The organism is Pseudomonas anguilliseptica (assembly GCF_900105355.1).
Lineage (GTDB): Bacteria > Pseudomonadota > Gammaproteobacteria > Pseudomonadales > Pseudomonadaceae > Aquipseudomonas > Aquipseudomonas anguilliseptica.
Map to the genome: position 1 here is coordinate 3,125,128 of NZ_FNSC01000001.1, position 26,196 is coordinate 3,151,323.

The window sequence follows — 26,196 nt, forward strand, 5'->3', positions numbered from 1 at the left end:
GCACATGATGGACATCAACCAGATTCGCGAATACTTGCCGCACCGCTACCCGTTTCTTTTGGTGGACCGGGTGGCTGAGCTGGATCTTGAGGGCAAGCGAATTCGCGCCTACAAGAATGTCAGCATCAATGAGCCGTTCTTCAACGGGCATTTTCCTGAGCACCCGATCATGCCAGGCGTTTTGATCATCGAAGCCATGGCCCAAGCAGCCGGTATTCTTGGCTTCAAGATGATGGATCTGAAGCCATCCGATGGCACCCTGTATTACTTTGTCGGCTCCGACAAGCTACGCTTTCGCCAGCCAGTGGTGCCGGGTGATCAACTGATCCTCGAAGCCCGCTACCTGAGCAGCAAGCGCAGCATCTGGAAATTCGAGTGCAAGGCCAGCGTCGACGGCAAGGAAGTCTGCTCGGCAGAAATCATCTGTGCGGAACGCAAACTATGAGTTTGATTGACCCTCGCGCCATCATCGATCCCAGCGCCAAGTTGGCTGACGACGTAGTCGTCGGCCCTTGGTCGATAGTCGGGGCCGATGTAGAAATTGGCGAGGGTACAGTGATCGGCCCCCATGTGATCCTCAAGGGGCCGACGCGGATCGGTAAACACAACCGCATCTATCAGTTTTCCTCGGTGGGTGAAGATACCCCCGATCTCAAATACCAGGGCGAGGCGACTCGGCTGGTAATTGGCGACCACAACGTGATCCGCGAGGGCGTCACCATCCACCGCGGCACCGTGCAGGATCGCAGCGAAACCACCCTGGGTGATCACAACCTGATCATGGCCTATGCCCACATCGGCCATGACAGTGTGATCGGCAACCATTGCATCCTGGTCAACAACACCGCGTTGGCCGGGCATGTGTGGGTCGATGACTGGGCGATTCTCTCTGGTTACACCCTGGTCCATCAGTTCTGCCGTATCGGTGCGCACAGTTTCTCCGGCATGGGCACGGCGATTGGCAAAGATGTACCGGCGTTCGTCACCGTGTTCGGCAACCCGGCCGAAGCGCGCAGCATGAACTTCGAAGGCATGCGCCGTCGTGGTTTCAGTGCCGAGGCGATTGCTGCCTTGCGCCGCGCCTACAAAATCGTCTATCGCCAGGGGCTTACGGTTGAGCAGGCGATGGGCGAACTGGCCGAGTCGTCCGCAGAATTTCCCGAAGTCGCGATCTTCCGCGATTCCATCCAGGCTTCAAGCCGCGGCATTACCCGATAATTTATGACTGACCTGATGCGTGTCGCGCTGGTCGCCGGCGAGGCGTCTGGCGATATTCTTGGTGCGGGCCTGATGCAGGCCCTCAAAGGCCAATACCCACAGATCGAATTTATCGGTATCGGTGGCCCGCTGATGCAGGCCCAGGGGCTGAATTCCTATTTTCCGATGGAGCGTCTGTCGGTAATGGGTTTGGTCGAGGTGCTTGGCCGTCTGCCTGAGCTGCTGTCACGGCGCAAGCGGCTGATCAATACCCTGAGCGCGGCCAAACCGGACGTGTTTATCGGTATCGATGCGCCGGATTTCAACCTTACCCTGGAGTTCAAGCTGCGTCAGGCTGGGATCAAGACTGTGCATTACGTCAGCCCTTCGGTTTGGGCCTGGCGGCAGAAACGCGTGCTGAAAATTCGCGAAGCCTGCGACCTGATGTTGACCCTGTTCCCGTTCGAGGCGCAGTTTTATCAGGATCATCAAGTGCCGGTGCGTTTTGTCGGCCACCCGCTGGCCGATACCATTCCGCAGCAGGCGGATCGTGCTGCGGCCCGTTATGCGCTGAACTTATCGCATGATCAGTCGGTAGTGGCCCTGTTGCCGGGCAGTCGTGGTGGCGAGGTCTCGCGCCTGGGCAGCTTGTTTCTCGATGCGGCGGTGCGCTTGCGTACTTTGCGCCCCGGTATCCAGTTTGTTCTGTCGTGCTCCAGCCCGGAGCGTCGTGCGCAGCTTGAGCAGATGCTGGTGGGCCGCGATCTGCCGCTGACCTTGCTCAATGGCCGCTCCCATGAGGCGCTGGCAGCGTGCGATGCCGTCTTGATTGCATCCGGCACGGCGACCCTTGAGGCCCTGTTGTACAAGCGGCCGATGGTGGTGGCCTACAAGGTTGCGCCATTGACCTATCGCATTCTCAAGCGCCTGGTCACCAGTGCTTATATTTCCCTGCCGAATCTGCTGGCCGAGCGTTTGCTGGTGCCGGAAATGATTCAGGATGCCGCCACCCCGGAGGCCTTGGCCCAATTGCTGGCACCATTGCTGGACGGCGGCGAGGTGCAGACCGAGGGCTTTGATGTGATTCACCGCGCACTGCGGCGTGACGCGTCGGCGCAGGCTGCCAAGGCCGTGCTGCAACTGACAGGGCGCGGCTGATGCAGTTAGGGCTGGATTTCACCCTGGTGCAGGAGTTGGTGGCTGGCGTTGATGAAGTCGGCCGTGGCCCGCTCTGCGGCGCCGTTGTTACGGCGGCGGTGATTCTCGATCCGGCACGGCCGATTCTCGGTCTAAACGATTCGAAAAAACTGACCGAGACGCGTCGGGAAAAACTCTTCGACGAAATTCGCGAAAAAGCCCTGGCCTGGTGTATCGCCCGTGCCGAGGTCGAGGAAATCGACCAGCTGAATATTCTTCAGGCCACCATGTTGGCCATGCAGCGCGCGGTCGAGGGCTTGAGCGTCACGCCCAAGCTGGCGCTGATTGATGGCAATCGCTGCCCGAAACTTCAGGTGCCCAGCGCAGCTGTGGTCAAGGGTGACAGTCAGGTGCCGGCGATTGCTGCGGCGTCGATCCTGGCCAAGGTCAGTCGTGATCGCGAGATGCTGCTGCTGGATCAGCAATACCCCGGTTACGGTATCGCTGGGCACAAGGGCTACCCGACTCCGGTACACCTTGAAGCGCTGCGGCGACTGGGGCCGACCCCTATTCACCGGCGCTCGTTTGGCCCGGTACGTGCGTTGTTGGACGACTGATACAACGCTTCTGAAATTCCCTCGTTATCCTGTGCCCGGTAGCGCTTGTCGCGCGCTGCTGCGGTTGTACAATCCCTGCCTTGTCGTTTTTGCGTTTTGTATAGGACTGCCATGACCGCTTCGTTCGTCCACCTGCGTTTGCACACCGAGTTTTCCCTGGTCGACGGGCTGGTGCGGGTCAAGCCACTGATCAAGTCGGTGGCGGCAGCCGGAATGCCGGCGGTAGCGGTTACCGATATGAGCAATATGTGCTCGTTGGTGAAGTTCTATAAGGCGGCCATGGGCGGCGGTATCAAACCGATCTGCGGCGCTGATATCTGGCTGGCCAGTGCCGATGAAGATGGTCCGCTGAGCCGCATGACTCTGCTGGCGATGAATGCCAAGGGTTATCGCAACCTCACCGAGCTGGTCTCACGCGGCTGGAGCGAAGGGCAGAGCAATGATCTGGTCATTATCCAGCGCGACTGGGTTAAGGAAGCGGCCGAGGGGCTGATTGCCCTGTCGGGGGCAAAGGAAGGCGAAGTCGGCCATGCCTTGCTTGATGGCGAGCAGGCGCAGGCCGAAGCTGTTCTGCGCGAGTGGATGGCAGTGTTCCCCGAGCGCTTCTACCTGGAAGTACAGCGCACCAACCGGGTTAATGATGAAGAGAGTCTGCACGCCGCTGTCGCCCTGGCCGACAAGGTTGGCGCGCCACTGGTAGCGACTAACGATGTGCGCTTTATCAAGCAAGACGACTTCGCCGCCCATGAAACCCGTGTGTGCATCGGCGAAGGCCGTAGCCTGGACGACCCGCGCCGTCTGCGCACCTACTCCGATCAGCAGTACCTAAAAAGCCCGGAGGAAATGGCCGAGCTGTTCAGTGATTTGCCCGAGGCGCTGGAAAACACCATCGAGATTGCCAAGCGCTGCAATATCGAGGTGCAACTGGATAAGTACTTCCTGCCAGATTTCCCCGTGCCGGCCGGCCTGACCATGGACGAATACTTTCGTCAGGTTTCGTTCGAGGGGCTGGAAGAGCGTCTGGCGGTGCTGTGGCCGAAGGACACCACTCCGAATTACGAAGAGAAGCGTCAGGTCTATATCGATCGGTTGAATTTCGAACTGGATATCATCATTCAGATGGGTTTTCCCGGTTACTTCCTGATCGTAATGGACTTTATCAAATGGGCGAAAAACAACGGTGTGCCCGTGGGCCCTGGCCGTGGGTCGGGTGCCGGTTCACTGGTGGCCTACGTGCAGAAGATCACCGACCTCGATCCACTGGCCTATGACCTGCTGTTCGAGCGTTTCCTGAACCCGGAGCGGGTCTCCATGCCCGACTTTGACGTCGACTTCTGCATGGACGGTCGCGACCGAGTAATCGACTACGTGGCCGAAAAATACGGCCGCAACGCGGTGAGCCAGATCATCACCTTCGGCACCATGGCGGCCAAGGCGGTGGTGCGCGACGTGGCGCGTGCGCAGGGTAAGTCCTACGGTCTGGCCGACCGTCTGTCGAAGATGATTCCCTTTGAAGTCGGCATGACCCTGGAAAAGGCCTACGAGATGGAGGAGCCGCTGCGCGACTTCCTCAAGGTCGATGAAGACGCCCGGGAAATCTGGGAGATGTCGCTCAAGCTCGAAGGCATCTGCCGCGGTACCGGCAAGCACGCTGGGGGTGTGGTGATCGCGCCGACCAAACTCACCGACTTCTCGCCGATTGCCTGTGATGACGAGGGTGGCGGCCTGGTCACCCAATTCGATAAAGACGACGTGGAATCCGCCGGTCTGGTGAAGTTCGACTTCCTCGGTTTGCGCACCCTGACCATCATCAAGTGGGCGATGGAAACCATCAACCGCGAGCAAGCCAAGCAAGGTTTGCCGGATCTGAACATCGACTTTATCCCGCTGGATGACAAACCGACGTTCAGCATGCTGCAGAAAGCCGAGACCACTGCGGTGTTCCAGCTTGAATCGCGCGGCATGAAGGAGCTGATCAAAAAGCTCAAGCCAGACTGCCTGGAAGACATGATCGCTCTGGTGGCCCTGTTCCGTCCGGGGCCGCTGCAATCGGGCATGGTGGACGACTTTATCAACCGTAAGCACGGTCGCGAACCGATTTCCTACCCGCATCAGGACTACCAGTACGCGGGTCTGGAGCCGGTACTCAAGCCGACCTACGGCATCATCCTGTACCAGGAACAGGTGATGCAGATTGCTCAGGTTATGGCCGGCTACACCTTGGGTGGTGCGGACATGCTGCGCCGCGCCATGGGTAAGAAAAAACCCGAGGAGATGGCCAAGCAACGTGGTGGCTTTATCGAAGGCTGCGCTAACAACGGTATCGATGCGAACCTGGCGGGCAACATCTTCGATCTGGTGGAGAAGTTCGCCGGTTATGGCTTCAACAAATCCCACTCCGCTGCTTATGGCTTGCTCTCGTATCAGACCGCTTGGCTTAAAGCTCACCACTCGGCGGCCTTTATGGCGGCGGTGTTGTCGGCGGATATGCACAACACCGACAAGGTCGTGCCCCTGATCGAGGAGTGCCGCAGCATGAAGCTGCGCCTCGATGCGCCTGATGTGAATATCTCCGAATTCAAGTTCACGGTTAACCACGAAGGCTGGATCGTCTACGGCTTGGGCGCGATAAAAGGCGTCGGTGAGGGGCCGGTGGAGGCTATCGTCGAAGCGCGTCAAGAAGGAGTGTTCAAAGATCTGTTCGACTTCTGCTCGCGCGTCGACCTCAAACGCATCAACAAGCGCACCCTCGAAGCGCTGATTCGCAGCGGTGCACTGGACCGTCTCGGGCCGCATTTCCATGAAGAGCTGAAAGCCTATAAAGCCAATATCGACCGCAACCGCGCGGTGCTGCTGGCTGCCATGGAAGAGGCGGTGCAAGCGGCTGAACAGACTGCACGTAGCCATGACAGTGGCCATATGGACCTGTTCGGTGGGGTGTTTGCCGATGCTGAGGCAGATGTCTACCTCAATCACCTGCGTGCTCGCGAACTGACGCTGAAAGAGCGCCTCAAGGGTGAAAAAGACACCCTGGGTCTGTACCTGACCGGTCACCCTATTGATGAATACGAAGGCGAAGTGCGGCGCTTTGCCCGCCAGCGCATCGTCGACCTGAAAGCCGCACGCGGCGATCAGACGATTGCCGGCCTGGTGGTCAATCTGCGGGTGATGAAGAACAAGAAGGGCGACAAGATGGGCTTTATCACCCTGGACGACCGTTCCGGGCGGATTGAGGCCTCCTTGTTCGCCGAGGCGTTCAACAGTGCTCAAGCTCTGCTGCAGACCGACGCCCTGGTGGTGGTCGAAGGCGAGGTGAGCAATGACGATTTCTCCGGTGGCCTGCGTCTGCGTGCCAAGCGGGTGATGAGCCTGGAAGAGGCGCGTACCGGCCTGGCTGATAGCCTGCGTTTGAAAGTTGCCAGCAGTGCCCTGCAGGGTGACCGTCTGCGCTGGTTGGCCGAGCTGTGTGGCCGCCATCGTGGCGCTTGCCCGATCACCGTCGACTACAGCGGCAGCGATGCCAAGGCGCAATTGCAGTTTGGCGAGGGCTGGCGCATTGAGCCGGCTGATAGCCTGATTCAGGCATTGCGTGACCAGTTCGGCCGCGACAACGTCTTTTTGCACTACCGCTGATTTGCGAGGCTCAGGCTTCGCCGGTCGGTTGTGATACCCAGCGGGTTCTGTATTGAAGGCTTTCGTACAGAACCGGGTGTCGACCTGAATGCGCCTGCTGCTATAAGGTAGGGCGCGATAACGGATACAGCTCCCGGCCACTTGGCCGTCGACGCAAGACGGATGACTATGAACCCGAATTTTCTCGATTTCGAACAGCCGATCGCCGACCTGCAAGCCAAGATCGAAGAGCTTCGCCTGGTCGGTAACGACAACTCGTTGAACATCAACGATGAAATCGCCCGCCTGCAGGACAAGAGCAGCTCGCTGACCGAAACTATTTTCGGCAATTTGAGCAGCTGGCAGATCGCCCAGCTGGCGCGCCACCCACGCCGTCCTTACACCCTGGATTACCTGCAGCACATCTTTACCGAGTTCGATGAGCTGCATGGCGATCGCCACTTCTCCGACGACGCGGCCCTGGTGGGCGGAGTTGCCCGTCTGGGCGGCGAGCCGGTGATGGTTATCGGTCACCAGAAAGGCCGTGAGATTCGCGAAAAGGTGCGCCGCAACTTCGGTATGCCGCGTCCGGAGGGCTACCGCAAGGCGTGCCGCCTGATGGAGATGGCTGAGCGCTTCAAGATGCCGATCCTGACCTTTATCGACACCCCGGGTGCCTACCCAGGTATCGACGCCGAAGAACGCAATCAGAGTGAAGCCATCGCCTGGAACCTACGCGTTATGGCGCGCCTGAAAACCCCGATCATTGCCACCGTAATCGGTGAGGGTGGTTCCGGCGGCGCTTTGGCGATTGGCGTGTGCGATCAGCTGAACATGCTGCAGTACTCCACCTATTCGGTGATCTCGCCAGAGGGCTGCGCCTCGATTCTGTGGAAAACCGCAGAAAAGGCTCCGGATGCCGCCGAGGCGATGGGTATCACTGCCGAGCGCCTGAAAGGCCTGGGCATTGTTGATCAGGTGATCGGTGAGCCACTCGGTGGCGCGCACAGCGACCCGGCTGCAGCGGCTGAGTCGATCCGTCAGGCGCTGTTGACGCAGTTGGAAATGCTCAAGACCTTCGATACCGACGCGCTGCTCAAGCGTCGTTATGAGCGTCTGATGAGTTACGGGATTGCCTGATTGCTTGGTAGTCGCGCATACAACGGGCCTTCGGGCCCATTGTTGTTTTAAGCTTGGCCGATGACTCCTGTGCATATTCGTTTGCGTGATGCCTTGCAGCCCTGGCTCGGTGCCCCAGGCTGGTGTGTGGCCCTGTCGGGCGGGCTGGATTCCACGGTGCTGTTGCACCTGCTGGCCAGTCTTGCACAACGTGAGGCATTGCCGCCTCTTTCCGCTATTCATATCCACCACGGTCTGCAGGCTGCTGCCGACGCCTGGCCGGCGCATTGCCGTGAACTCTGTGAAATCTTGTCCGTGCCGTTGCAGGTTGATTATGTCCAGATTGCTCCTGGCGCCAGCCTTGAACAGGCGGCTCGCGCTGCTCGCTACGCGGCTTTTGCGGCGCGTCTGGGGGCTGGTGAGGTGCTGCTAACTGCGCAGCATCGCGATGATCAGGCGGAAACGTTGTTGTTTCGCCTGTTGCGCGGTGCCGGCGTGCAGGGTTTGTCGGCTATGCCGGTGAGTCGGGCGTTGGGCGCGGGGCAGCTGGTTCGGCCACTGCTCAACTGCTCGCGTGATGAGTTGTTGGCTTATGCCCGTGAGCACAAGCTGAGCTGGGTCGAAGATCCGTCCAATGCCGATGAGCGTTTTTCGCGCAACTACCTGCGTCGTCAGGTGATACCTGCGTTGCTCAGTCGCTGGCCCCGGGCCTCAGTTAGTATGGCCCGCAGCGCTGCACACTTGAGTGAGGCGGCGCAGTTGCTCGATGAGTTGGCGCAGCAGGATATGGCTACTGCGCAGGTCTCAGCCGAGTTTGCCTGGCTGCCATTACCCAGTTTGGCGCTGCCTGCGCTGCGCAGCCTGAGTGAGCCGCGCCAACGCAATGCCCTGCGTTACTGGCTGCGTCCGTTGACGGCGATGCCCGATAGCGAGCACTGGGCCGGCTGGCTAGCGCTGCGTGATGCTGCGTCGGATGCTGCGCCAATCTGGAAGCTGGCAGCGGGGGAGTTGCGTCGCAGTGATGAGCGGCTGTGGTGGTTGGCGGGTGATTGGTTGCGTTCGCCGGCTTCGCTTCATGTTGCGGTTCAAGGTAATCAGCAAATGACATTACCCGGGAATGGCCTGGTGCGAATTGATGGCCAGTTACCGGCGGGTAACTGGCAGTTGGGCTATCGCCAGCCCGGTGAGCAGATGTTGTTACCGGGGCGCGGGCACCGCGACCTCAAGCGTCTGTTTAATGAGCTGCGCGTTCCGGCTTTTGTTCGTGACCGCCTGCCACTGCTGCGCCTGGATAAGCAGGTGGTGGCAGTCGCCAACCTGCCAGGTCTGCAGGGTGCCGCTGATGGCAGCTGGCAATTGCATTGGCAGCCACCGACGAATGATCAAGGTTTGAGCTGATAAGCCCTTTCCGGTAGACTACGCTCCCGTCTTACTACAGCTTTTGTTGACTCCCCTTGGGAATCGACAGGGCTAGCTCATTGCAGTGCATCGCAGAGAGCCGCTTCGGTATTCCTTCGCTTTCCCTGGCGGCATTGACCGCTTAAACGCAGACTTCTAGGGTTTTTCATGACGCGCTACATATTCGTCACGGGTGGTGTTGTTTCTTCATTGGGGAAAGGCATCGCCTCGGCTTCATTGGCGGCTATCCTGGAGGCGCGGGGCCTGAAGGTCACCATGCTCAAGCTGGATCCCTATATCAACGTCGATCCGGGCACCATGAGCCCGTTCCAGCACGGTGAGGTGTTCGTCACCCACGACGGCGCTGAGACCGACCTTGACCTGGGCCACTATGAGCGGTTTATCCGCACCACCATGACCCAGAACAACAACTTCACCACTGGCCGCGTCTACGAAGACGTGCTACGCCGCGAGCGCCGTGGTGATTACCTGGGCGCAACCATTCAGGTCATCCCGCACATCACCGACGAAATCAAGCGCCGCATCATCAAGGGTGCCGGTGATGCTGACGTGGCCATGGTTGAAATTGGCGGCACGGTGGGCGACATCGAGTCGCAGCCGTTCCTCGAAGCCATCCGCCAGCTGCGTGTGGAAGTAGGCGCCAAGCGCGCCATGCTGATGCACCTGACCCTGGTGCCGTACATCGCCACAGCGGGCGAAACCAAGACCAAACCGACTCAGCACTCGGTGAAAGAGCTGCGTTCTATAGGCCTGCAACCGGACGTGCTGATCTGCCGCTCCGATCATCCGGTGGATATCTCCTCGCGTCGCAAGATCGCGCTGTTCACCAACGTTGAAGAGCGTGCGGTGATTTCCCTGGAAGACGTCGACACCATCTACAAGATTCCGGGTGTGCTGCATGCCCAGGGCCTGGATGATTTCGTCGTCGAGCGCTTTGGTCTGGAGTGCAACGGCGCCGACCTGTCCGAGTGGGACCGCGTGGTCGATGCCAAGCTGAATCCGGAGCACGAAGTCACCATCGCCATGGTCGGCAAGTACATGGAGCTGCTGGATGCCTACAAATCGCTGATCGAAGCGATGAGCCATGCCGGTATTCAGAACCGCACCAAGGTTAACCTGCGTTATATCGACTCCGAAGACATCGAGAACAAAGGCACTGCGCTGCTTGAAGGCGTGGATGCCATTCTGGTGCCGGGTGGTTTCGGTCTGCGCGGTGTGGAAGGCAAGATCAAGACCGTGCAGTACGCCCGTGAGAACAAGATTCCTTACCTGGGTATCTGCCTCGGCATGCAGGTCGCGGTTATTGAGTTCGCCCGCAACGTGCTGGGCTGGACTGATGCCAATTCCACCGAATTCGACACCGTCAGCACTCATCCTGTAGTCGGGCTGATTACCGAATGGCAAGACGCCACCGGCGTGACCGAGCAGCGTACTGATGCTTCCGACCTGGGCGGCACCATGCGCCTGGGCGCGCAGGACTGCCAACTGCAGGCCGGTTCGCAAGTGCATGCCTGCTACGGCAAGGATGTAATCGTCGAGCGTCATCGTCATCGCTACGAAGTGAACAACAACCTGTTGCCGCAGCTGATCGAAGCTGGCCTAAAGATTACCGGCCGCTCGGGTGACGGTGCGCTGGTTGAAGTGGTTGAGGCGCCGGATCATCCGTGGTTCGTAGCTTGTCAGTTCCACCCGGAGTTCACTTCGACTCCGCGCGATGGCCACCCGCTGTTCAGTGGTTTTGTCACTGCCGCGCTGGCGCAGAAAGCTAAGAAGGCATAGGGATATGACGCAGAGAATCATCAAGGTTGGCGGTATTGAGATCGCCAATGACAAGCCATTCGTGCTGTTCGGCGGGATCAACGTCATCGAATCCCGCGATCTGGCCATGCGCGCCTGTGAAGAATACGTGCGGGTCACCGAAAAGCTCGGTATCCCTTACGTGTTCAAGGCCAGCTTCGACAAGGCCAACCGCTCGTCCGTGACCTCGTTCCGTGGCCCTGGCCTGGAAGAAGGCATGAAGGTCTTCGAGGAAATCAAAAAGACCTTCGGCGTGCCGGTGATCACCGATGTGCATGAGCCTGAGCAAGCAGCTCCAGTGGCTGCGGTCTGCGACATTATCCAGTTGCCGGCGTTTCTGTCGCGGCAGACCGATCTGGTCGTGGCCATGGCCAAGACCGGCGCGGTGATCAATATCAAGAAGGCTCAGTTTCTTGCGCCCCAGGAGATGAAACACATCCTGGCTAAGTGCGAAGAAGCGGGTAATGACCAACTGATTCTCTGCGAGCGCGGCTCCTCTTTCGGCTATAACAACTTGGTAGTAGACATGCTCGGCTTCGGCATCATGAAGCAGATGAATTACCCGGTGTTCTTCGACGTGACCCATGCCCTGCAAATGCCGGGTGGCCGCGCCGATTCTGCTGGCGGCCGCCGTGCTCAGGTGGCTGATCTGGCCAAGGCGGGCATGAGCCAGGGCTTGGCTGGTCTGTTCCTCGAAGCCCATCCGGATCCGGACAACGCCAAGTGCGACGGCCCTTGCGCTTTGCGCCTGGACAAGCTGGAGCCGTTCCTCACCCAGCTCAAGCAGCTGGATGATTTGATCAAGAGTTTTGCGCCGATTGAGACTGCCTGAAACGGAAAATCTCCGGTAAAGTGCCATTTGTATACAATCTGACTAAATAGTCGGTACATGTTGTGCGTTGGAATAACTGCCAACGCGCAATGAGTGTGCAACTCGGTACTACCCTTTTCGTCAATTTTTTGGAGTGCTACACGCAATGGCAAAGATCGTCGACATCAAAGGCCGTGAGGTTCTCGATTCCCGTGGTAACCCGACAGTGGAAGCCGATGTAATTCTCGACAGCGGCATCATCGGCAGCGCCTGTGCGCCATCCGGTGCCTCTACCGGTTCGCGTGAAGCGCTGGAATTGCGTGATGGCGACAAGAGCCGTTACCTGGGCAAGGGCGTGTTGAAGGCTGTAGCCAACATCAATGGTCCAATCCGCGACCTGCTGCTGGGTAAAGATGCCACCGACCAGCAAGCTCTCGACCTGGCGATGATTGCCCTCGACGGTACCGAGAACAAAGCCACTCTGGGTGCCAACGCCATCCTCGCCGTATCCCTGGCTGCGGCCAAGGCTGCCGCTCAGGCCAAGGGCGTGCCGCTGTACGCACACATTGCCGACCTGAACGGCACTCCTGGCGTTTACTCGATGCCAGTACCGATGATGAACATCATCAACGGCGGCGAGCACGCCGATAACAACGTCGACATTCAGGAGTTCATGGTTCAGCCGGTTGGCGCCAAGACCTTCGCCGACGCGCTGCGTATGGGTACCGAAATTTTCCACCACCTCAAAGCCGTGCTAAAGGCCCGTGGCCTGAGCACCTCCGTGGGTGATGAAGGCGGCTTCGCGCCGAACCTGGCTTCCAACGAAGACGCGCTGGCTGCTATCGCCGAAGCCGTGGCCAATGCCGGCTACAAACTGGGTGATGACGTGACCCTGGCACTGGACTGCGCTTCCAGCGAGTTCTTCAAGGACGGTCAGTACGACCTGGCTGGCGAAGGCAAGGTGTTCAGCGCCGAAGGTTTCGCCGACTACCTGGCGGGCCTGACCCAGCGTTACCCGATCATCTCCATCGAAGATGGCATGGATGAGTCCGACTGGGCTGGCTGGAAAGTCCTCACCGACAAGATCGGCGAAAAGGTGCAGTTGGTAGGTGACGACCTGTTTGTAACCAACACCAAGATCCTCAAGCGCGGTATCGACGAGTCGATCGGCAACTCGATCCTGATCAAGTTCAACCAGATCGGCACCCTGACCGAAACCCTGCAAGCCATCCATATGGCCAAGGCTGCCGGTTACACCGCCGTGATCTCGCACCGTTCGGGTGAAACCGAAGACAGCACCATCGCTGACCTCGCGGTCGGTACGGCTGCTGGCCAGATCAAGACTGGCTCGCTGTGCCGCTCGGACCGCGTGTCCAAGTACAACCAACTGCTGCGCATCGAAGAGCAGCTGGCGGGTAAGGCGCCTTACAAAGGCCGCGCCGAGTTCCGTGGCTGAAAACCGCTGCGCTCGACTATGCGGCGTTAAAATCAGGCTCGGCATGCTCATTTACTGCAGTAAATTCCGCTGCCTCGCCTGATTTAGCCTTGCCTAGTCTTCGCTCGCGATGTTTTCAGTGACCACTCAATGCGTGGTAAAAGAGGGGCGGCGCGAGTCGCCCCTTTTCCGTTCGGAAGCTTTTTACGCTATGCGCAATAATTTCTACTGGGTATTTATCGTGCTGATTGCCGTGCTGGCAGGTCTGCAATATCGCCTATGGGTCGGCGATGGCAGCCTGGCGCAGGTGGCCCAGTTGCAGCAACAGATCGCCGGTCAACAGGGCGAAAACCAGCAGCTGCAAGAGCGTAACCGGATTCTCGAAGCCGAGGTTCTGGAGTTGAAAAGCGGGATGGAAACCGTCGAAGAGCGTGCGCGGCATGAGCTGGGCATGCTTAAAGAGGGCGAAACCCTCTATCAGTTGGCTGAATGAATACCTCTGCATTACCCCCTTTCTGGGCATTGCTTCCTGCTGCCGGCATTGGCAGCCGGATGCGCGCCGACCGGCCTAAGCAGTACCTGCAACTGGCCGGCAAAAGCATTATCGAACACACCCTGGCGTGCTTTCTTGAGCATCCGCAGCTGCGGGTCGTGGTGGTCAGCCTGGCGGCGGATGATCCCTACTGGCCGGCCCTGAGCTGCGCACATGATCCACGCATCCATCGCGCAGATGGCGGTGCCGAGCGCGCTGATTCGGTGCTCAATGGTCTGCTGCGCTTGAGCGAACTTGGCGCCCAGGAGCAGGATTGGGTGCTGGTGCACGATGCGGCGCGGCCTAACCTGGCACGCAGCGATCTCGACCTGCTGCTCAGCGAGCTGGCCGATGACCCCGTAGGCGGCCTGTTGGCCGTACCGGCGCGCGATACCCTCAAACGTGCTGGCGCCGATGGTCGGGTGCAGGTGACGGTGGATCGTTCGACCATCTGGCAGGCCTTTACCCCGCAGATGTTCCGTCTTGGCGAATTGCAGCGTGCTCTGGCCGATGCGCTGATTGCCGGTGTGGCGATTACCGATGAGGCCTCGGCCATCGAGTGGGCCGGACAGGCGCCGCGCCTGATCGAAGGACGCTCCGACAACCTCAAGGTCACTCGTCCTGAAGATCTACGCAGCCTGGCAAGCCTTTGGCACCTCAAGAACTAAGAGCCTGTTTTTAACGCAGCAGGGCCGACGCGTAGCAGGTCGTAAACAGGTTCTAGCGATACTCGCTGCGCTGCGCTAACCCCTGTTTAAGAAACTCCACCAGCTGCCGCACCTTTGGTGACAGGTGGCGTTGCTGTGGATACAGCGCCCACACCGCAGTGTCCGGTGGCTGCTGGTTATCCAGCAACGAGACCAACGCGCCGCTGCGCAAATGCTCCAGTACGTAGTAGTCCGGCAGTTGGCACAGACCCAGGCCGCGCAGCGCGGCTTCCAGCACCGCCTGGCCACTGTTGCAGCGCCAGTTGCCTTGTACCCGCAGGCTGGAGTCGCGGCCGCTGGCCTGAAAACTCCAGAGATCCGAACTGCCGACCAGGCAGTTGTGCCGCGCCAGCTCCGACAGCGAATGCGGGCGCCCGTAGCGCTGCAAGTACGCCGGGGCGGCGCATAAGTACATCTGTCGTGGCGCCAAGCGTGTGGCTACCAGGCGCGAGTCCTGCAAGCGGCCCAGGCGAATGGCCAGGTCGAGGCCGTCATGCAAAAGGTCGAGGGTGCGGTTGCTTAGTTCGATGTCCACCCGCAATTGCGAATGTTGCAGCATAAAGTCGGTGACCAGCGGCACGATAAAGCGCTCGCCATAGGCCACGGCGCAGGTCATGCGCAGCAGACCCTTGGGCTCACTACCCAGATCGCCGACGGCGCGCAGTGCTTCCTCGCGGGCATCCTGCAGACGCTGACAGTGCTGCAGAAAGGTTTGCCCGGCCTCGGTCAGCGCCACGCGGCGGGTGCTGCGGTAGAACAGGCGCGTCTGCAGGCGTTCCTCCAGTCGCGCGATCTGCCGGCTGACCTGAGAGGATGACAGGCTCAGGCGTTCGGCGGCAGCGGTGAACTGGCCGCATTCAGCGACCGCGACAAATTCATCAAGGCCTTCCCAGCGGTTCATACGGATGTCCTGTTGCGAATTGATTGTCCCTATATAGCAAGAATGTTTTGTTTTTTGTTCGATTATCTATCTGCATCACTGATCTACACTCTGCGCCACCGTTGAATCCGCTGGAGAGCGATCATGATCAAGTCCCGTGCTGCCGTAGCCTTTGCCCCCAATCAGCCGCTGCAAATCGTCGAAGTCGACGTGGCGCCGCCCAAGGCCGGGGAAGTGCTGGTGCGTATTGTCGCCACCGGCGTGTGCCACACCGATGCCTACACCCTGTCGGGGGAGGATTCCGAAGGGGTGTTCCCGGCGATTCTCGGCCATGAAGGCGGCGGCATCGTCGAGGCCATTGGCGAGGGCGTGACCTCGGTGCAAGTCGGCGACCACGTGATTCCGCTGTACACCGCCGAATGCCGCGCCTGTAAGTTCTGCAAATCCGGCAAGACCAATCTGTGCAGCTCGGTACGTGCCACTCAGGGCAAGGGCCTGATGCCGGACGGCACCAGCCGCTTCAGCTATAACGGTGAGCCGATCTACCACTACATGGGCTGCTCGACCTTCTCCGAATACACCGTGCTGCCGGAAATCTCCCTGGCGGTGATCCCCAAGGAGGCTCCGCTGGAGAAGGTTTGCCTGCTCGGTTGTGGCGTGACCACCGGCATCGGCGCCGTGCTCAACACTGCCAAGGTGGAAGAGGGCGCCACCGTGGCGATCTTCGGCCTCGGCGGTATCGGCCTGGCGGCGATCATCGGTGCGAAGATGGCCAAGGCCTCGCGCATCATCGCTATCGATATCAACCCGGCCAAGTTCGAGGTGGCCCGTGAACTGGGCGCGACCGATTTCGTTAACCCCAAGGATTTCGCCAAGCCGATTCAGGAGGTCATCGTCGAGATGACCGACGGCGGTGTCGATTACTCCTTCGAGTGCGTGGGTAATGTGCAGCTGATGCGCGCCGCCCTGGAGTGCGCGCACAAGGGCTGGGGCGAGTCGGTGATTATCGGCGTGGCCGGTGCCGGTCAGGAAATCAGCACCCGCCCGTTCCAGTTGGTGACCGGTCGCGTCTGGCGCGGTTCGGCCTTCGGCGGCGTCAAGGGCCGTACCGAGCTGCCGAGCTATGTGGAAAAGGCGCAGAAGGGCGAAATTCCACTGGACACCTTTATCACCCACAACATGCCGCTGGATGACATCAACAAGGCCTTCGATCTGATGCATGAAGGCAAGAGCATCCGCACCGTTATCCACTTCTGATCACGCTGGGCGGCTGACATAACCGCCCACTGGAGGCCCTATGACCTTGGAAAATATTTCCTGCCAGAAGAGCGCCGGCGGCTGGCACAAGCGTTATCGCCACCGTTCGACGGTGCTGGGCTGTGACATGGTGTTTGCCGTGTACCTGCCGCCGCAGGCCGAGCAGGGCGGCAAACTGCCGGTACTGTATTGGCTGAGCGGGCTGACCTGCACCGATGAGAACTTTATGCAGAAGGCTGGGGCACACAAGCTAGCGGCCGAGCTGGGGATGATCATTGTCGCGCCGGATACCAGCCCGCGCGGTGCCGATGTGCCGGATGATCCGGACAAGGCCTGGGACTTCGGTCTGGGTGCGGGTTTCTACCTGAACGCCACTCAGGAACCCTGGGCGCGGCATTACCGCATGTACGATTACGTGGTGCAGGAACTGCCGGCGCTGATCGAGGCGAACTTCCCGGTATCCGACAAGCGCGGTATCAGCGGTCACTCCATGGGCGGGCATGGCGCGCTAGTCTGTGCGCTGCGTAATCCGGGGCGCTATCAGTCGCTGTCGGCCTTTGCGCCTATCAGCAACCCGAGCAATTGCCCCTGGGGCGAAAAGGCGTTCTCGCGCTACCTGGGCGACGAGCGCCCGCGCTGGCGCGAATGGGATGCCTGCGCCTTGCTCGCCGAGGCAACAGAAAAGCTGCCGATTCTGGTCGATCAGGGTGATCGTGATGACTTCCTGGAAAACCAGCTCAAGCCGGATGCGCTCAAGGCAGCGGCGCAGGCCGCAGGTCATCCACTGACCTTGCGTCTGCAGCCGGGCTATGACCACAGCTACTACTTTATCGCCAGCTTTATCGATGACCACCTGCGTCATCACGCCAAGGCGTTGTTGAGCTGAGCCGCTACTGACCGACGGCCAGCTAGCCGGGTTGATCCTGTAGCTTTCAGTTAGAATCACGCCCTGACTTTTTCAGGGCGTTGTTTCTTATGCGTATTGGCCACGGCTACGATGTGCACCGCTTCGGTGAGGGCTCCTTTATCACTCTGGGCGGCGTGCAGATTTCCCATAAATTCGGCCTGCTGGCCCATTCCGATGGTGACGTGCTGCTGCATGCCCTGAGCGATGCCCTGCTCGGCGCTGCGGCGCTGGGTGATATCGGCAAACACTTCCCCGATACCGATCCGACCTTCAAGGGCGCTGACAGCCGCGTGCTGCTGCGCCATGTGCTCGGTCTGGTGCATGCCAAGGGCTGGCAAGTCGGTAATGTCGACGCCACCATCGTTGCTCAGGCGCCAAAAATGGCGCCGCATATCGACACCATGCGCGCGCGGATTGCCGAAGACCTGCAGGTGAGCCTGGATCAGGTTAACGTCAAGGCCACCACTACCGAGAAGCTCGGCTTTACCGGCCGCGAAGAAGGCATTGCGGTGCATGCCGTCGCGCTGTTGGTCGCCCGATGAACGAACTCGAATTGCTGGGGCCGCGCGCCTATGGCGAGCCTTGTGGTACTGCGGTGCTCAAGGCCGTGGCGGAGGACTTTCAGGTCGATGAAGTGCTGGATATTCCCCTGGCGGGCGAGGGTGAGCACCTCTGGCTGTGGGTGGAAAAGCGCGAGCTGAATACCGAGGAAGCGGCCAAGCGTATTGCCCGCGCGGCCGGCGTGCCGTTGAAGTTGATCAGCTACGCTGGCCTCAAGGATCGTCAGGCCCTGACCCGTCAGTGGTTCAGCCTGCACCTGCCAGGCAAGGTCGATCCCGACCTGAGTGCCGCCGAAGATGCCAGCCTGCGCATCCTCAAGCAGGTGCGACATAGCCGCAAACTGCAGCGCGGCGCCCATGCAGCCAACGGCTTTACCCTGCGCCTGACCCAACTGGCTGCGGATCGCGACGCGTTGGATCAGCGCCTCAAACAGATCGCCGCCCAGGGCATTCCCAACTATTACGGCTTGCAGCGTTTCGGCTTCGAGGGCGGCAATGTCGCCCATGCCCGGCACTTTGCGGCAAACAAGAGCCTGCCGGAGAAACGCAATGTGCGTTCGCGGGTGCTTTCGGCGGCGCGCAGTTACCTGTTCAATCAGGTGCTGGCTGAGCGGGTCGCCGCCGGCACCTGGAATCAGGCGTTGCTCGGTGATCTGCTGGCCTTTACCGACAGTCGCAGCTTCTTTGCGGCCGGCGAGGCGGAGTGCAACGATCCGCGCCTGGCGATTCTCGATCTGCACCCAACGGGCCCGCTGTGGGGTGCAGGCGTCTCTGGCGCTGCGGGTGTCGCGCAAGCGCTGGAGCAGCAGGTTGGCGTGCGCGAAAGTGCCTTGGTCGATTGGTTGGCAGAAGCAGACATGACGCACGAACGGCGTATCCTGCGCCTCCCCATTGGCGGCCTGTCGTGGCATTATCCGGAACCTGACATTCTGCAACTGGAATTCGTCCTGCCGGCTGGATGCTTTGCCACCGTCTTGGTGCGTGAGCTCGTCGATCTGTTGCCTGCAGGGCAGACGGACAACCCATGCGTATTCTGATTTCCAATGATGACGGCGTTGCTGCGCCAGGCCTGGCGGCGCTGCATGCGGCGCTGGCCGACTATGCCGAGTGCACGGTGATTGCCCCCGATCAGGACAAGAGCGGTGCGAGCAGCTCGCTGACCCTTGATCGTCCGCTGCACCCGACCACGCTGCCCAATGGCTATATCAGCCTTAACGGTACGCCGACCGATTGCGTGCACCTGGGCCTCAACGGCCTGCTGCCACAGGTAGCGGATCTGGTGGTGTCCGGTATCAACCTGGGTGCCAACCTGGGTGATGACGTGCTGTATTCCGGCACCGTGGCGGCGGCCTTGGAAGGGCGCTTTCTGGCGCGTCCGGCGTTTGCTTTCTCCTTGCTTTCGCGCCTGCCGGACAATCTGCCAACCGCGGCCTATTTCGCCCGCAAGCTGGTCGAGGCGCATGAGCAGCTCGATCTGCCACCGCGCACCGTACTCAATGTGAATATCCCCAATCTGCCGCTGGAGCATATCCGTGGCATCCAGCTTACCCGCCTGGGCCACCGCGCCCGTGCTGCGGCGCCGGTCAAAGTAGTTAATCCGCGCGGCAAAGAGGGTTACTGGATCTCGGTGGCCGGTGATGCCGAAGACGGCGGTCCCGGTACGGATTTCCATGCGGTAATGCAGGGCTATGTCTCGGTCACGCCGCTGCAACTGGACCGCACCTTTGCTGATGGCTTCAACAGCCTGCAGCCCTGGCTGGAGGGGCTGCTGTGATCCGTCGGGAACAGGATGAGCTGCACCATCGTGGCATCGGCATGACTTCGCAGCGCACCCGTGAGCGGCTGATTCAAAGGCTGTACGAGGAAGGTCTATCCAACGCCCATGTGCTGGAAGCCATCCGCCGCACGCCGCGTCATCTGTTTGTCGATGAGGCTCTGGCCCATCGCGCCTACGAAGACACCGCGCTGCCTATTGGCAACAATCAGACCATCTCGCAGCCTTATATGGTTGCGCGCATGAGTGAGCTGCTGCTGGCGGCAGGGCCCTTGGACAAGGTGCTGGAGATCGGCACCGGCTCGGGCTATCAGACCGCGATTCTGGCGCAGCTGGTCGAGCGGGTATTTAGCGTCGAGCGCATCCAGAGCCTGCAGGACAAAGCCAAGGAACGCCTGGCTCAGCTTAATCTGCGCAATGTGGTGTTTCGCTGGGGGGACGGTTGGGAGGGTTGGAATGCCCTGGGGCCATACAACGGCATCATCGTCACTGCAGCCGCGGCCAATGTGCCGCAGGCCCTGCTCGATCAGTTGGCTCCGGGTGGGCGCCTGGTAATTCCGGTCGGCGCAGGCGATGTGCAGGAGCTACTGCTGATCGTCCGTGAAGACGATGGCTTTTCCCGGCATGTGCTGGATGCGGTGCGTTTTGTGCCCTTGCTCAACGGGCCCCTGGCCTGACTCGATTGTTTTCGGATGAACCCATGAAGAAGTATTTCCTGCTTTACGCCAAAGGCATCGCCATGGGCGCGGCCGATGTGGTGCCCGGCGTATCTGGCGGCACCGTCGCCTTTATTACCGGTATCTACGATGAGCTGCTGCGTTCTATCGCCAGTATTCCGGCCGCGGCCATAATGTTGTTGCGCGGGCGCGGGCGCGGGCGTGTGCGCGATGCCTGGCAGGCAGCCAATGCCACCTTTCTGCTGATTCTGCTGCTGGGCATCATGACCAGCGTGCTGAGCCTGGCACGACTGATTACTTACCTGCTGGCCGAACACCCCATACCGGTGTGGTCGTTCTTCTTTGGTTTGATTCTGGTCTCTGCGCATCTGGTGGCACGGGAGATCCAGCGCTGGAACTGGAGTCGGGGCTTGAGCTTCGCCCTCGGCGGCGGCTTTGCCTACTGGATTACCGTGGCCTCGCCGGTGCAGTTGGACAGCGATCCGTTCAGTCTATTTATCGCCGGGGCCATTGCCATCTGCGCGATGATCCTGCCGGGGATCTCCGGCAGCTTTATTCTGGTGCTGCTGGGCCTTTACTCGGTAGTGCTGGGGGCGGTGAAGAGCTTCGATCTGGCCCTGCTGGCGGTGTTTGCCGCGGGCTGCCTGGTCGGCCTGGTCAGCTTCGCCAGTCTGTTGCGCTGGCTGCTGGTGCGCTGGCGCGACCTCAGTCTGGCCTTTCTTACCGGCCTGATGCTGGGGTCGTTGAACAAGATCTGGCCCTGGAAGGAAACCCTGACCTGGCGGACTGATAGCCACGGCGAACAGGTACCGCTGCTGCAAGCCAATCTGTTGCCTGCGCAATTCGCCGAAATCAGCGGCCAGAACCCGCAGTTGCTGCTGGCCATTGTCCTGGCGATTGCTGGCATCCTGCTGGTGCTGGGCTTGGAGTGGCTGGCTGGGCGTAACCCGCAAAGCGCTGGTGATAACCCATAATTGCGGCACAATGCACGCCAGTTAGATGTAAGCAGTTTTGCCCGAGGGAGATGCAGGTGAGTTTCACAGCCATTCAATTGCCGATTCGCGCCAGCAGTGCTCGTACTCTGTTGAGTGGTCTTGTCCTCGGTGCGTTGCTCAGCGCTTGTGCAAGCCCGCCTCCGGGTGGCGTTAAGGTGGTTGACCGTACTCAGGGCGGCGCTACTCAGGCGCCGCAGCGCCAGCCGGTCAGCAGTGGCCAGTATCAGGTGCAACGTGGCGATACGCTGTATTCGATTGCGTTCCGTTTCGGCTGGGACTGGAAGGCGCTGGCTGCACGGAATGGCATTGCGCCGCCTTACCTGATCCGGGTTGGTCAGATCATTCGCTTTGATGGTCAGCCTGCCGCCCGTCCGCCCGTGGTCGCCAAGGCGCCTGTGGTCGTTACACCGCCGCCTGGCCGGGCTAGTACCCCCATCCAGACTCGCGCCCCCAAAACCCAACCACCAGCGCCGGTGAAAACCACTCCAAGCGTTACCGCGTTACCTCCGACTAAGCGCTCTGCATCGGGTTGGCTGTGGCCTTCCAGTGGGCCGGTTATCGGGCGTTTTTCATCAAACGGCAGTTTGAATAAAGGCATTGATATCGCCGGAGAATTGGGCCAGCCTGTTTTGGCTGCGTCTGATGGTTCAGTGGTCTATGCCGGGAGTGGTTTACGGGGCTACGGCGAATTAGTGATCATCAAACATAGCGATACCTACGTAAGCGCTTACGGTCACAACCGCAGGCTGTTGGTGCAGGAGGGGCAAAAGGTCAAAGCCGGGCAGAAAATTGCCGAAATGGGTTCCACAGGAACCGACCGGGTGAAACTTCATTTTGAAGTACGCCGCCAAGGTAAACCTGTCGACCCTCTGCAATACCTGCCGCGACGTTGATCTAGCGCTAGCCTGTCTCCATCACGTGGGAGGGACAGGCTTTGGTGTAACCAGGGATTCGGTCGCGCTAGGGCTTGCTGTCGAACTCAGCAAGGAATAACAAAAATGGCTCTTAATAAAAAAGAAGCGCCGGAGTTTGACGTCGATGATGAAGTGCTCCTGATGGAGCCCGCTATTGTCCTTGACGATGATTCAGACGAAGAAGCGCAACCGCCACTTTCCCGCAGCAAAGTAAAAGCTTCCACCGCTAGCAGCAAGCAGCATAAATACATCGATTACACCCGCGCGCTCGACGCCACCCAGTTGTATCTCAACGAAATCGGCTTTTCTCCTCTCCTAACCCCTGAAGAAGAAGTGTTCTTTGCGCGCCTGGCGCAGAAGGGCGACCCTGCTGGCCGCAAGCGCATGATCGAAAGCAATCTGCGCCTGGTCGTGAAAATCGCCCGTCGTTACGTCAATCGCGGCTTGTCCCTGCTGGATTTGATTGAAGAGGGCAACCTCGGTCTGATCCGCGCGGTGGAGAAATTCGACCCTGAGCGTGGTTTCCGTTTTTCGACCTATGCCACCTGGTGGATCCGCCAGACCATCGAACGGGCGATCATGAATCAGACCCGTACTATTCGTTTACCTATTCATGTGGTCAAAGAGCTCAACGTCTACCTACGTGCTGCTCGCGAATTGACCCAGAAGCTCGACCACGAGCCTTCGGCAGAAGAAATTGCCAACCTGCTGGAAAAACCGGTAGGTGAAGTCAAACGCATGCTCGGTCTGAATGAGCGTGTTTCCTCGGTGGATGTTTCACTGGGCCAGGATTCGGACAAGACCCTGCTCGATACCCTGACCGATGACCGCCCGACCGATCCTTGCGAGTTGCTGCAGGACGATGATCTATCGCAGAGCATCGATCAGTGGCTGTCTGAATTGACTGACAAGCAGCGTGAGGTGGTGATTCGCCGCTTTGGCTTGCGCGGCCATGAAAGCTGTACGTTGGAAGAAGTTGGCCAGGAAATCGGCCTGACCCGTGAGCGTGTGCGGCAAATTCAGGTTGAAGCCCTCAAGCGTTTGCGGGAAATTCTGGAGAAGAATGGCCTGTCGAGCGACTCACTGTTCCAGTGAGCTTGATGCGTTAACACTCAACCCGGCCTTGGCCGGGTTTTTTGTGCCCGTTCCATGCCAGCTATCCTCACAAGTAATGGGGGGCGTATAATCGAGTCCTCCAAAGTAAAGAAATTACCCAATAAAAATGTCAGAACACAATTTTCATTCGACGTATCGTCCTGATATCGACGGTCTACGTGCCCTTGCCATCCTTCCTGTAGTTGCTTATCACGCATTCCCACGCTTTGCGCCAGGCGGATTCATCGGGGTTGATATATTTTTCGTCATCTCCGGCTATCTGATCTCGATGATCATTTTCAAGAGTTTGATGAACAATAACTTCGTCTTCACGGAGTTCTACGCTCATCGAATCAAGCGAATTTTCCCTGCCTTGATACTGGTGGCAGGATCTTGTTACACATTTGGATGGTTCGCATTACTGCCTGACGAATTCAAGCAACTAGGCAAGCATATAGCCGCAGGAATGGGGTTTGTACAGAATTTTGTACTCTGGAAAGAAGCAGGATATTTCGACGTTGCTTCCGACCAGAAACCGCTCCTCCACTTGTGGTCGCTTGCTATTGAAGAGCAGTTTTACCTTATCTACCCCCTTCTGATATGGTTGGCGTGGAAGGTACGATTGAACGTCCTGGCCGGGATCATCTTGCTCGGCATAACTTAACCTCAAAGGTGTCCATCAGGATCCAGTAAAGGCATTCTTTGCTCCCCATACTCGCTTCTGGGAATTAATGGCGGGATCCATCCTGGCATACATCTATGTGTTTAGAGCATGGAGGCCATCCTTTACTCGTTGGGTAGATGCCGGAGTATTTAATCGGGTGTTCTTTCGTGAACCTCCAGCAGAGGAGGTTCGAGGAGCACTGTCGGCAAGCAGCCTGTCCTTCATCGGGTTGGCATTGGTCGTTTATTCGATTGCCGGATATGACCACACCATGCCCTACCCCGGATCACGTGCGCTTGCCCCAGTACTGGGCGCCTTACTTCTGATCCTTGCCGGCCCACAGGCGTGGGTGAATCGGAAATTGCTGGCGAATAAAGCGTTGGTCTGGATTGGGTTAATCAGTTATCCGCTTTACTTGTGGCATTGGCCACTGCTGTCATTCGCCCGCATCGTTGAATCCGAAACACCATCACCTGAAATCCGAATTGCGGCAGTGTTGCTCAGCTTTATTCTTGCTGCGCTGACGTATTACCTGATCGAGAAGCCAATCAGGTATGGTCGTTCAACTTGGCGAAAAGTCACGCCACTGTGCGTGCTTGCTGTGGTAGTTGGTTATGTTGGATGGCACACATTCGAGAAGAATGGATTTTTATACAGAGGCATCGCTAAAGGATACGATGTTTTTTCATACAGCCAACATTGGGATGGCTGGGGACGATGTGAAACTGTTACCAATACGAAGGGAATGGGTGGGTGTCGGATTCTTTATGAAAAAAACCTATCGATATTCTTGTCATAGGCGACAGTCACGCAGGGCATCTTGCTTCAGGACTGAAATCGGCGCTCACAGGAAAAAACATAAATATTTCAGTGATGCTATACGCAGGATGTTTTCCAACATACTCCGTGAGACAAGAGGGGTTTTCATATTTAGGCTGCCCTGATGCTCTTATAGAGCAAGCTCTAAATTACGCAATCAAAACACCATCAATAAAAACGGTCATTCTTAGTGGTTACTCAGCTTTGAAAATTCAAGTGAATCGCTTTCACGAACCACAGACATTGTCGCAAGGACAAGTTGAAAAAAATAGAGATATTTTAATGGCCGGACTAGAGAAAACGTTTTCAGCTCTTGTCAATTCCGGGAAAACCATAATTTATGTTAATGACAATCCAGAGCTGCTAGCCGACCCGAAATCGTGCGTAGAACGGATGGGCATTATAAATGCGATATTAAAATACCAAAAACATTATATTTAAACAGAACTCTTATGTATCGCAACATGATTGGCGAGCTTCAGAATAAGTATCCAACCATTTCATTTACAGATACCGCTGGCTTTTTCTGTGACGATAGTTACTGCTATGGTGCTGGCGCCGGAGGTTTGTGGTATGCTACTAGGGATCACCTCACAACAGCTGGAAGTCGTGAGTTTGTAAAATCTTTTATTAAATTGATTGATCAACAATCACAATCGTCCAACAGTCGATGATCATCTGGACAGTGTGATGGTCCCGCTATAATCTTCGGGACTTTGGCGGGCGTCGTATAATGGCATTACCTGAGCTTCCCAAGCTCATTAGTAGAGGCTCACGACCACCGTCACCACTGTGGAACCGCAACGGTTCCAGCGATCTTGATGATCGAGACGGTACCGGGACTCACCCGACCATTCCTGTCACCAGTCCATGTAATCCCGCCTGAGCCACCGTTGTGCCGTTGCCATTTCCATGGGCGATGATTACGGTAAGGGACTGAGTGGGATCGGATAATCGGATACCGGGTGGGTTCCGAGGGTGGAAGGCAGGCCCTATACCTTTGGCCCAGACCAACCGCCAAAATATGTTCGAGTTTGGATCAGTCCAGAAAACTTCAATTTCGAAACCGAAACAGACCCCATCAAGCAAGAGATTTCCGGGAGCGGAGTCATTCCAGAGATTTTGACGGGGTACGGACCGATAAGTGGGCTACCGGAATACAACTGGAAGGACCCCTACCTCACACTGTATGCAAATATATTGTCTGCTCAGAGGGCATCGAAAAATAGCCTGCGCCAGAACTTTATTGATCTGTAAGCGCTCCATAGACC

Annotated in this window: 24 protein-coding genes and 1 pseudogene; 24 read left to right on the forward strand and 1 reads right to left on the reverse strand. The window is 58.5% G+C overall.

What is annotated here, in order from left to right; translation table 11 throughout:
- Positions 1-4: 4 nt before the first annotated feature.
- The 12 genes from fabZ (at position 5) to ispD (ending at position 14,344) form a co-directional block, all read left to right on the forward strand.
- Positions 5-445 (forward strand): 3-hydroxyacyl-ACP dehydratase FabZ, encoded by a 441-nt coding sequence (gene fabZ, locus BLW24_RS15140; protein WP_090383257.1) that lies wholly within the window; start codon positions 5-7, stop codon positions 443-445.
- Positions 442-1,218, forward strand: a complete 777-nt coding sequence (lpxA, locus tag BLW24_RS15145; protein ID WP_090383258.1) for an acyl-ACP--UDP-N-acetylglucosamine O-acyltransferase — start codon at positions 442-444, stop codon at positions 1,216-1,218. The genes fabZ and lpxA overlap by 4 nt, the downstream gene beginning before the upstream one ends.
- A 3-nt stretch (positions 1,219-1,221) precedes the next feature.
- Entirely contained in the window at positions 1,222-2,355 is a 1,134-nt protein-coding gene (lpxB, locus tag BLW24_RS15150; RefSeq protein WP_090383261.1) for a lipid-A-disaccharide synthase, read from the forward strand.
- Entirely contained in the window at positions 2,355-2,951 is a 597-nt protein-coding gene (gene rnhB, locus BLW24_RS15155; protein WP_090383262.1) for a ribonuclease HII, read from the forward strand. The genes lpxB and rnhB overlap by 1 nt, the downstream gene beginning before the upstream one ends.
- A gap of 111 nt (positions 2,952-3,062) precedes the next feature.
- Positions 3,063-6,584, forward strand: a complete 3,522-nt coding sequence (dnaE, locus tag BLW24_RS15160) for a DNA polymerase III subunit alpha (RefSeq protein WP_090383265.1) — start codon at positions 3,063-3,065, stop codon at positions 6,582-6,584.
- Positions 6,585-6,752: 168 nt separating this feature from the next.
- Entirely contained in the window at positions 6,753-7,703 is a 951-nt protein-coding gene (locus tag BLW24_RS15165; protein ID WP_090383272.1) for an acetyl-CoA carboxylase carboxyltransferase subunit alpha, read from the forward strand.
- A 60-nt stretch (positions 7,704-7,763) separates the two neighbouring features.
- The gene (tilS, locus tag BLW24_RS15170) at positions 7,764-9,080 is read left to right on the forward strand and encodes a tRNA lysidine(34) synthetase TilS (protein WP_090383275.1); all 1,317 of its coding nucleotides are present in this window, start codon (positions 7,764-7,766) and stop codon (positions 9,078-9,080) included.
- Positions 9,081-9,248: 168 nt separating this feature from the next.
- Positions 9,249-10,880 carry a CTP synthase gene (locus BLW24_RS15175; RefSeq protein WP_090383284.1) on the forward strand — a complete coding sequence of 544 codons (1,632 nt, stop codon included), beginning with the start codon at positions 9,249-9,251 and terminating at the stop codon, positions 10,878-10,880.
- 4 nt (positions 10,881-10,884) lie between these two features.
- Positions 10,885-11,730 carry a 3-deoxy-8-phosphooctulonate synthase gene (gene kdsA, locus BLW24_RS15180; RefSeq protein WP_090383287.1) on the forward strand — a complete coding sequence of 282 codons (846 nt, stop codon included), beginning with the start codon at positions 10,885-10,887 and terminating at the stop codon, positions 11,728-11,730.
- A gap of 145 nt (positions 11,731-11,875) precedes the next feature.
- Positions 11,876-13,165, forward strand: a complete 1,290-nt coding sequence (gene eno, locus BLW24_RS15185; RefSeq protein WP_090383292.1) for a phosphopyruvate hydratase — start codon at positions 11,876-11,878, stop codon at positions 13,163-13,165.
- A 190-nt stretch (positions 13,166-13,355) separates the two neighbouring features.
- Positions 13,356-13,637, forward strand: a complete 282-nt coding sequence (ftsB, locus tag BLW24_RS15190) for a cell division protein FtsB (RefSeq protein ID WP_090383296.1) — start codon at positions 13,356-13,358, stop codon at positions 13,635-13,637.
- Entirely contained in the window at positions 13,634-14,344 is a 711-nt protein-coding gene (ispD, locus tag BLW24_RS15195; RefSeq protein ID WP_090383302.1) for a 2-C-methyl-D-erythritol 4-phosphate cytidylyltransferase, read from the forward strand. The genes ftsB and ispD overlap by 4 nt, the downstream gene beginning before the upstream one ends.
- Positions 14,345-14,396: 52 nt before the next feature.
- Here the strand turns inward: ispD and BLW24_RS15200 are convergent, their stop codons facing one another.
- A complete protein-coding gene (locus BLW24_RS15200) occupies positions 14,397-15,284 on the reverse strand; it encodes a LysR family transcriptional regulator (RefSeq protein ID WP_090383307.1) in 888 nt (295 codons plus the stop codon).
- Positions 15,285-15,407: 123 nt separating this feature from the next.
- Between BLW24_RS15200 and BLW24_RS15205 the strand changes: the two genes are divergently transcribed.
- The 12 genes and pseudogenes from BLW24_RS15205 to BLW24_RS27205 all read left to right on the forward strand — a co-directional run bounded on the left by BLW24_RS15205 (position 15,408) and on the right by BLW24_RS27205 (position 25,599).
- A complete protein-coding gene (locus BLW24_RS15205) occupies positions 15,408-16,520 on the forward strand; it encodes an S-(hydroxymethyl)glutathione dehydrogenase/class III alcohol dehydrogenase (RefSeq protein WP_090383314.1) in 1,113 nt (370 codons plus the stop codon).
- Between the two features lie 40 nt (positions 16,521-16,560).
- On the forward strand, positions 16,561-17,406 hold the full coding sequence (fghA, locus tag BLW24_RS15210; RefSeq protein ID WP_090383318.1) for an S-formylglutathione hydrolase: 846 nt from the start codon (positions 16,561-16,563) through the stop codon (positions 17,404-17,406).
- Positions 17,407-17,495: 89 nt separating this feature from the next.
- Positions 17,496-17,969, forward strand: a complete 474-nt coding sequence (gene ispF / locus BLW24_RS15215) for a 2-C-methyl-D-erythritol 2,4-cyclodiphosphate synthase (RefSeq protein WP_090383324.1) — start codon at positions 17,496-17,498, stop codon at positions 17,967-17,969.
- On the forward strand, positions 17,966-19,024 hold the full coding sequence (truD, locus tag BLW24_RS15220) for a tRNA pseudouridine(13) synthase TruD (RefSeq protein ID WP_090383329.1): 1,059 nt from the start codon (positions 17,966-17,968) through the stop codon (positions 19,022-19,024). The genes ispF and truD overlap by 4 nt, the downstream gene beginning before the upstream one ends.
- Entirely contained in the window at positions 19,012-19,761 is a 750-nt protein-coding gene (gene surE, locus BLW24_RS15225) for a 5'/3'-nucleotidase SurE (RefSeq protein WP_090383334.1), read from the forward strand. Before truD ends, surE begins: the two co-directional genes overlap by 13 nt.
- Positions 19,762-19,802: 41 nt before the next feature.
- The gene (locus BLW24_RS15230; protein WP_167360449.1) at positions 19,803-20,438 is read left to right on the forward strand and encodes a protein-L-isoaspartate(D-aspartate) O-methyltransferase; all 636 of its coding nucleotides are present in this window, start codon (positions 19,803-19,805) and stop codon (positions 20,436-20,438) included.
- 23 nt (positions 20,439-20,461) lie between these two features.
- A complete protein-coding gene (locus BLW24_RS15235; protein ID WP_090383339.1) occupies positions 20,462-21,412 on the forward strand; it encodes a polyprenyl-phosphate transporter in 951 nt (316 codons plus the stop codon).
- Positions 21,413-21,462: 50 nt separating this feature from the next.
- The gene (locus tag BLW24_RS15240; protein ID WP_090383345.1) at positions 21,463-22,326 is read left to right on the forward strand and encodes a peptidoglycan DD-metalloendopeptidase family protein; all 864 of its coding nucleotides are present in this window, start codon (positions 21,463-21,465) and stop codon (positions 22,324-22,326) included.
- A 105-nt stretch (positions 22,327-22,431) separates the two neighbouring features.
- The gene (rpoS, locus tag BLW24_RS15245; RefSeq protein ID WP_090383351.1) at positions 22,432-23,442 is read left to right on the forward strand and encodes an RNA polymerase sigma factor RpoS; all 1,011 of its coding nucleotides are present in this window, start codon (positions 22,432-22,434) and stop codon (positions 23,440-23,442) included.
- 127 nt (positions 23,443-23,569) lie between these two features.
- Positions 23,570-24,106, forward strand: a complete 537-nt coding sequence (locus BLW24_RS15250; protein ID WP_090383356.1) for an acyltransferase family protein — start codon at positions 23,570-23,572, stop codon at positions 24,104-24,106.
- A 157-nt stretch (positions 24,107-24,263) separates the two neighbouring features.
- On the forward strand, positions 24,264-24,905 hold the full coding sequence (locus BLW24_RS25635) for an acyltransferase family protein (RefSeq protein WP_139272678.1): 642 nt from the start codon (positions 24,264-24,266) through the stop codon (positions 24,903-24,905).
- 32 nt (positions 24,906-24,937) lie between these two features.
- A pseudogene (locus BLW24_RS27205) lies at positions 24,938-25,599 on the forward strand (SGNH hydrolase domain-containing protein).
- Positions 25,600-26,196: the final 597 nt, after the last annotated feature.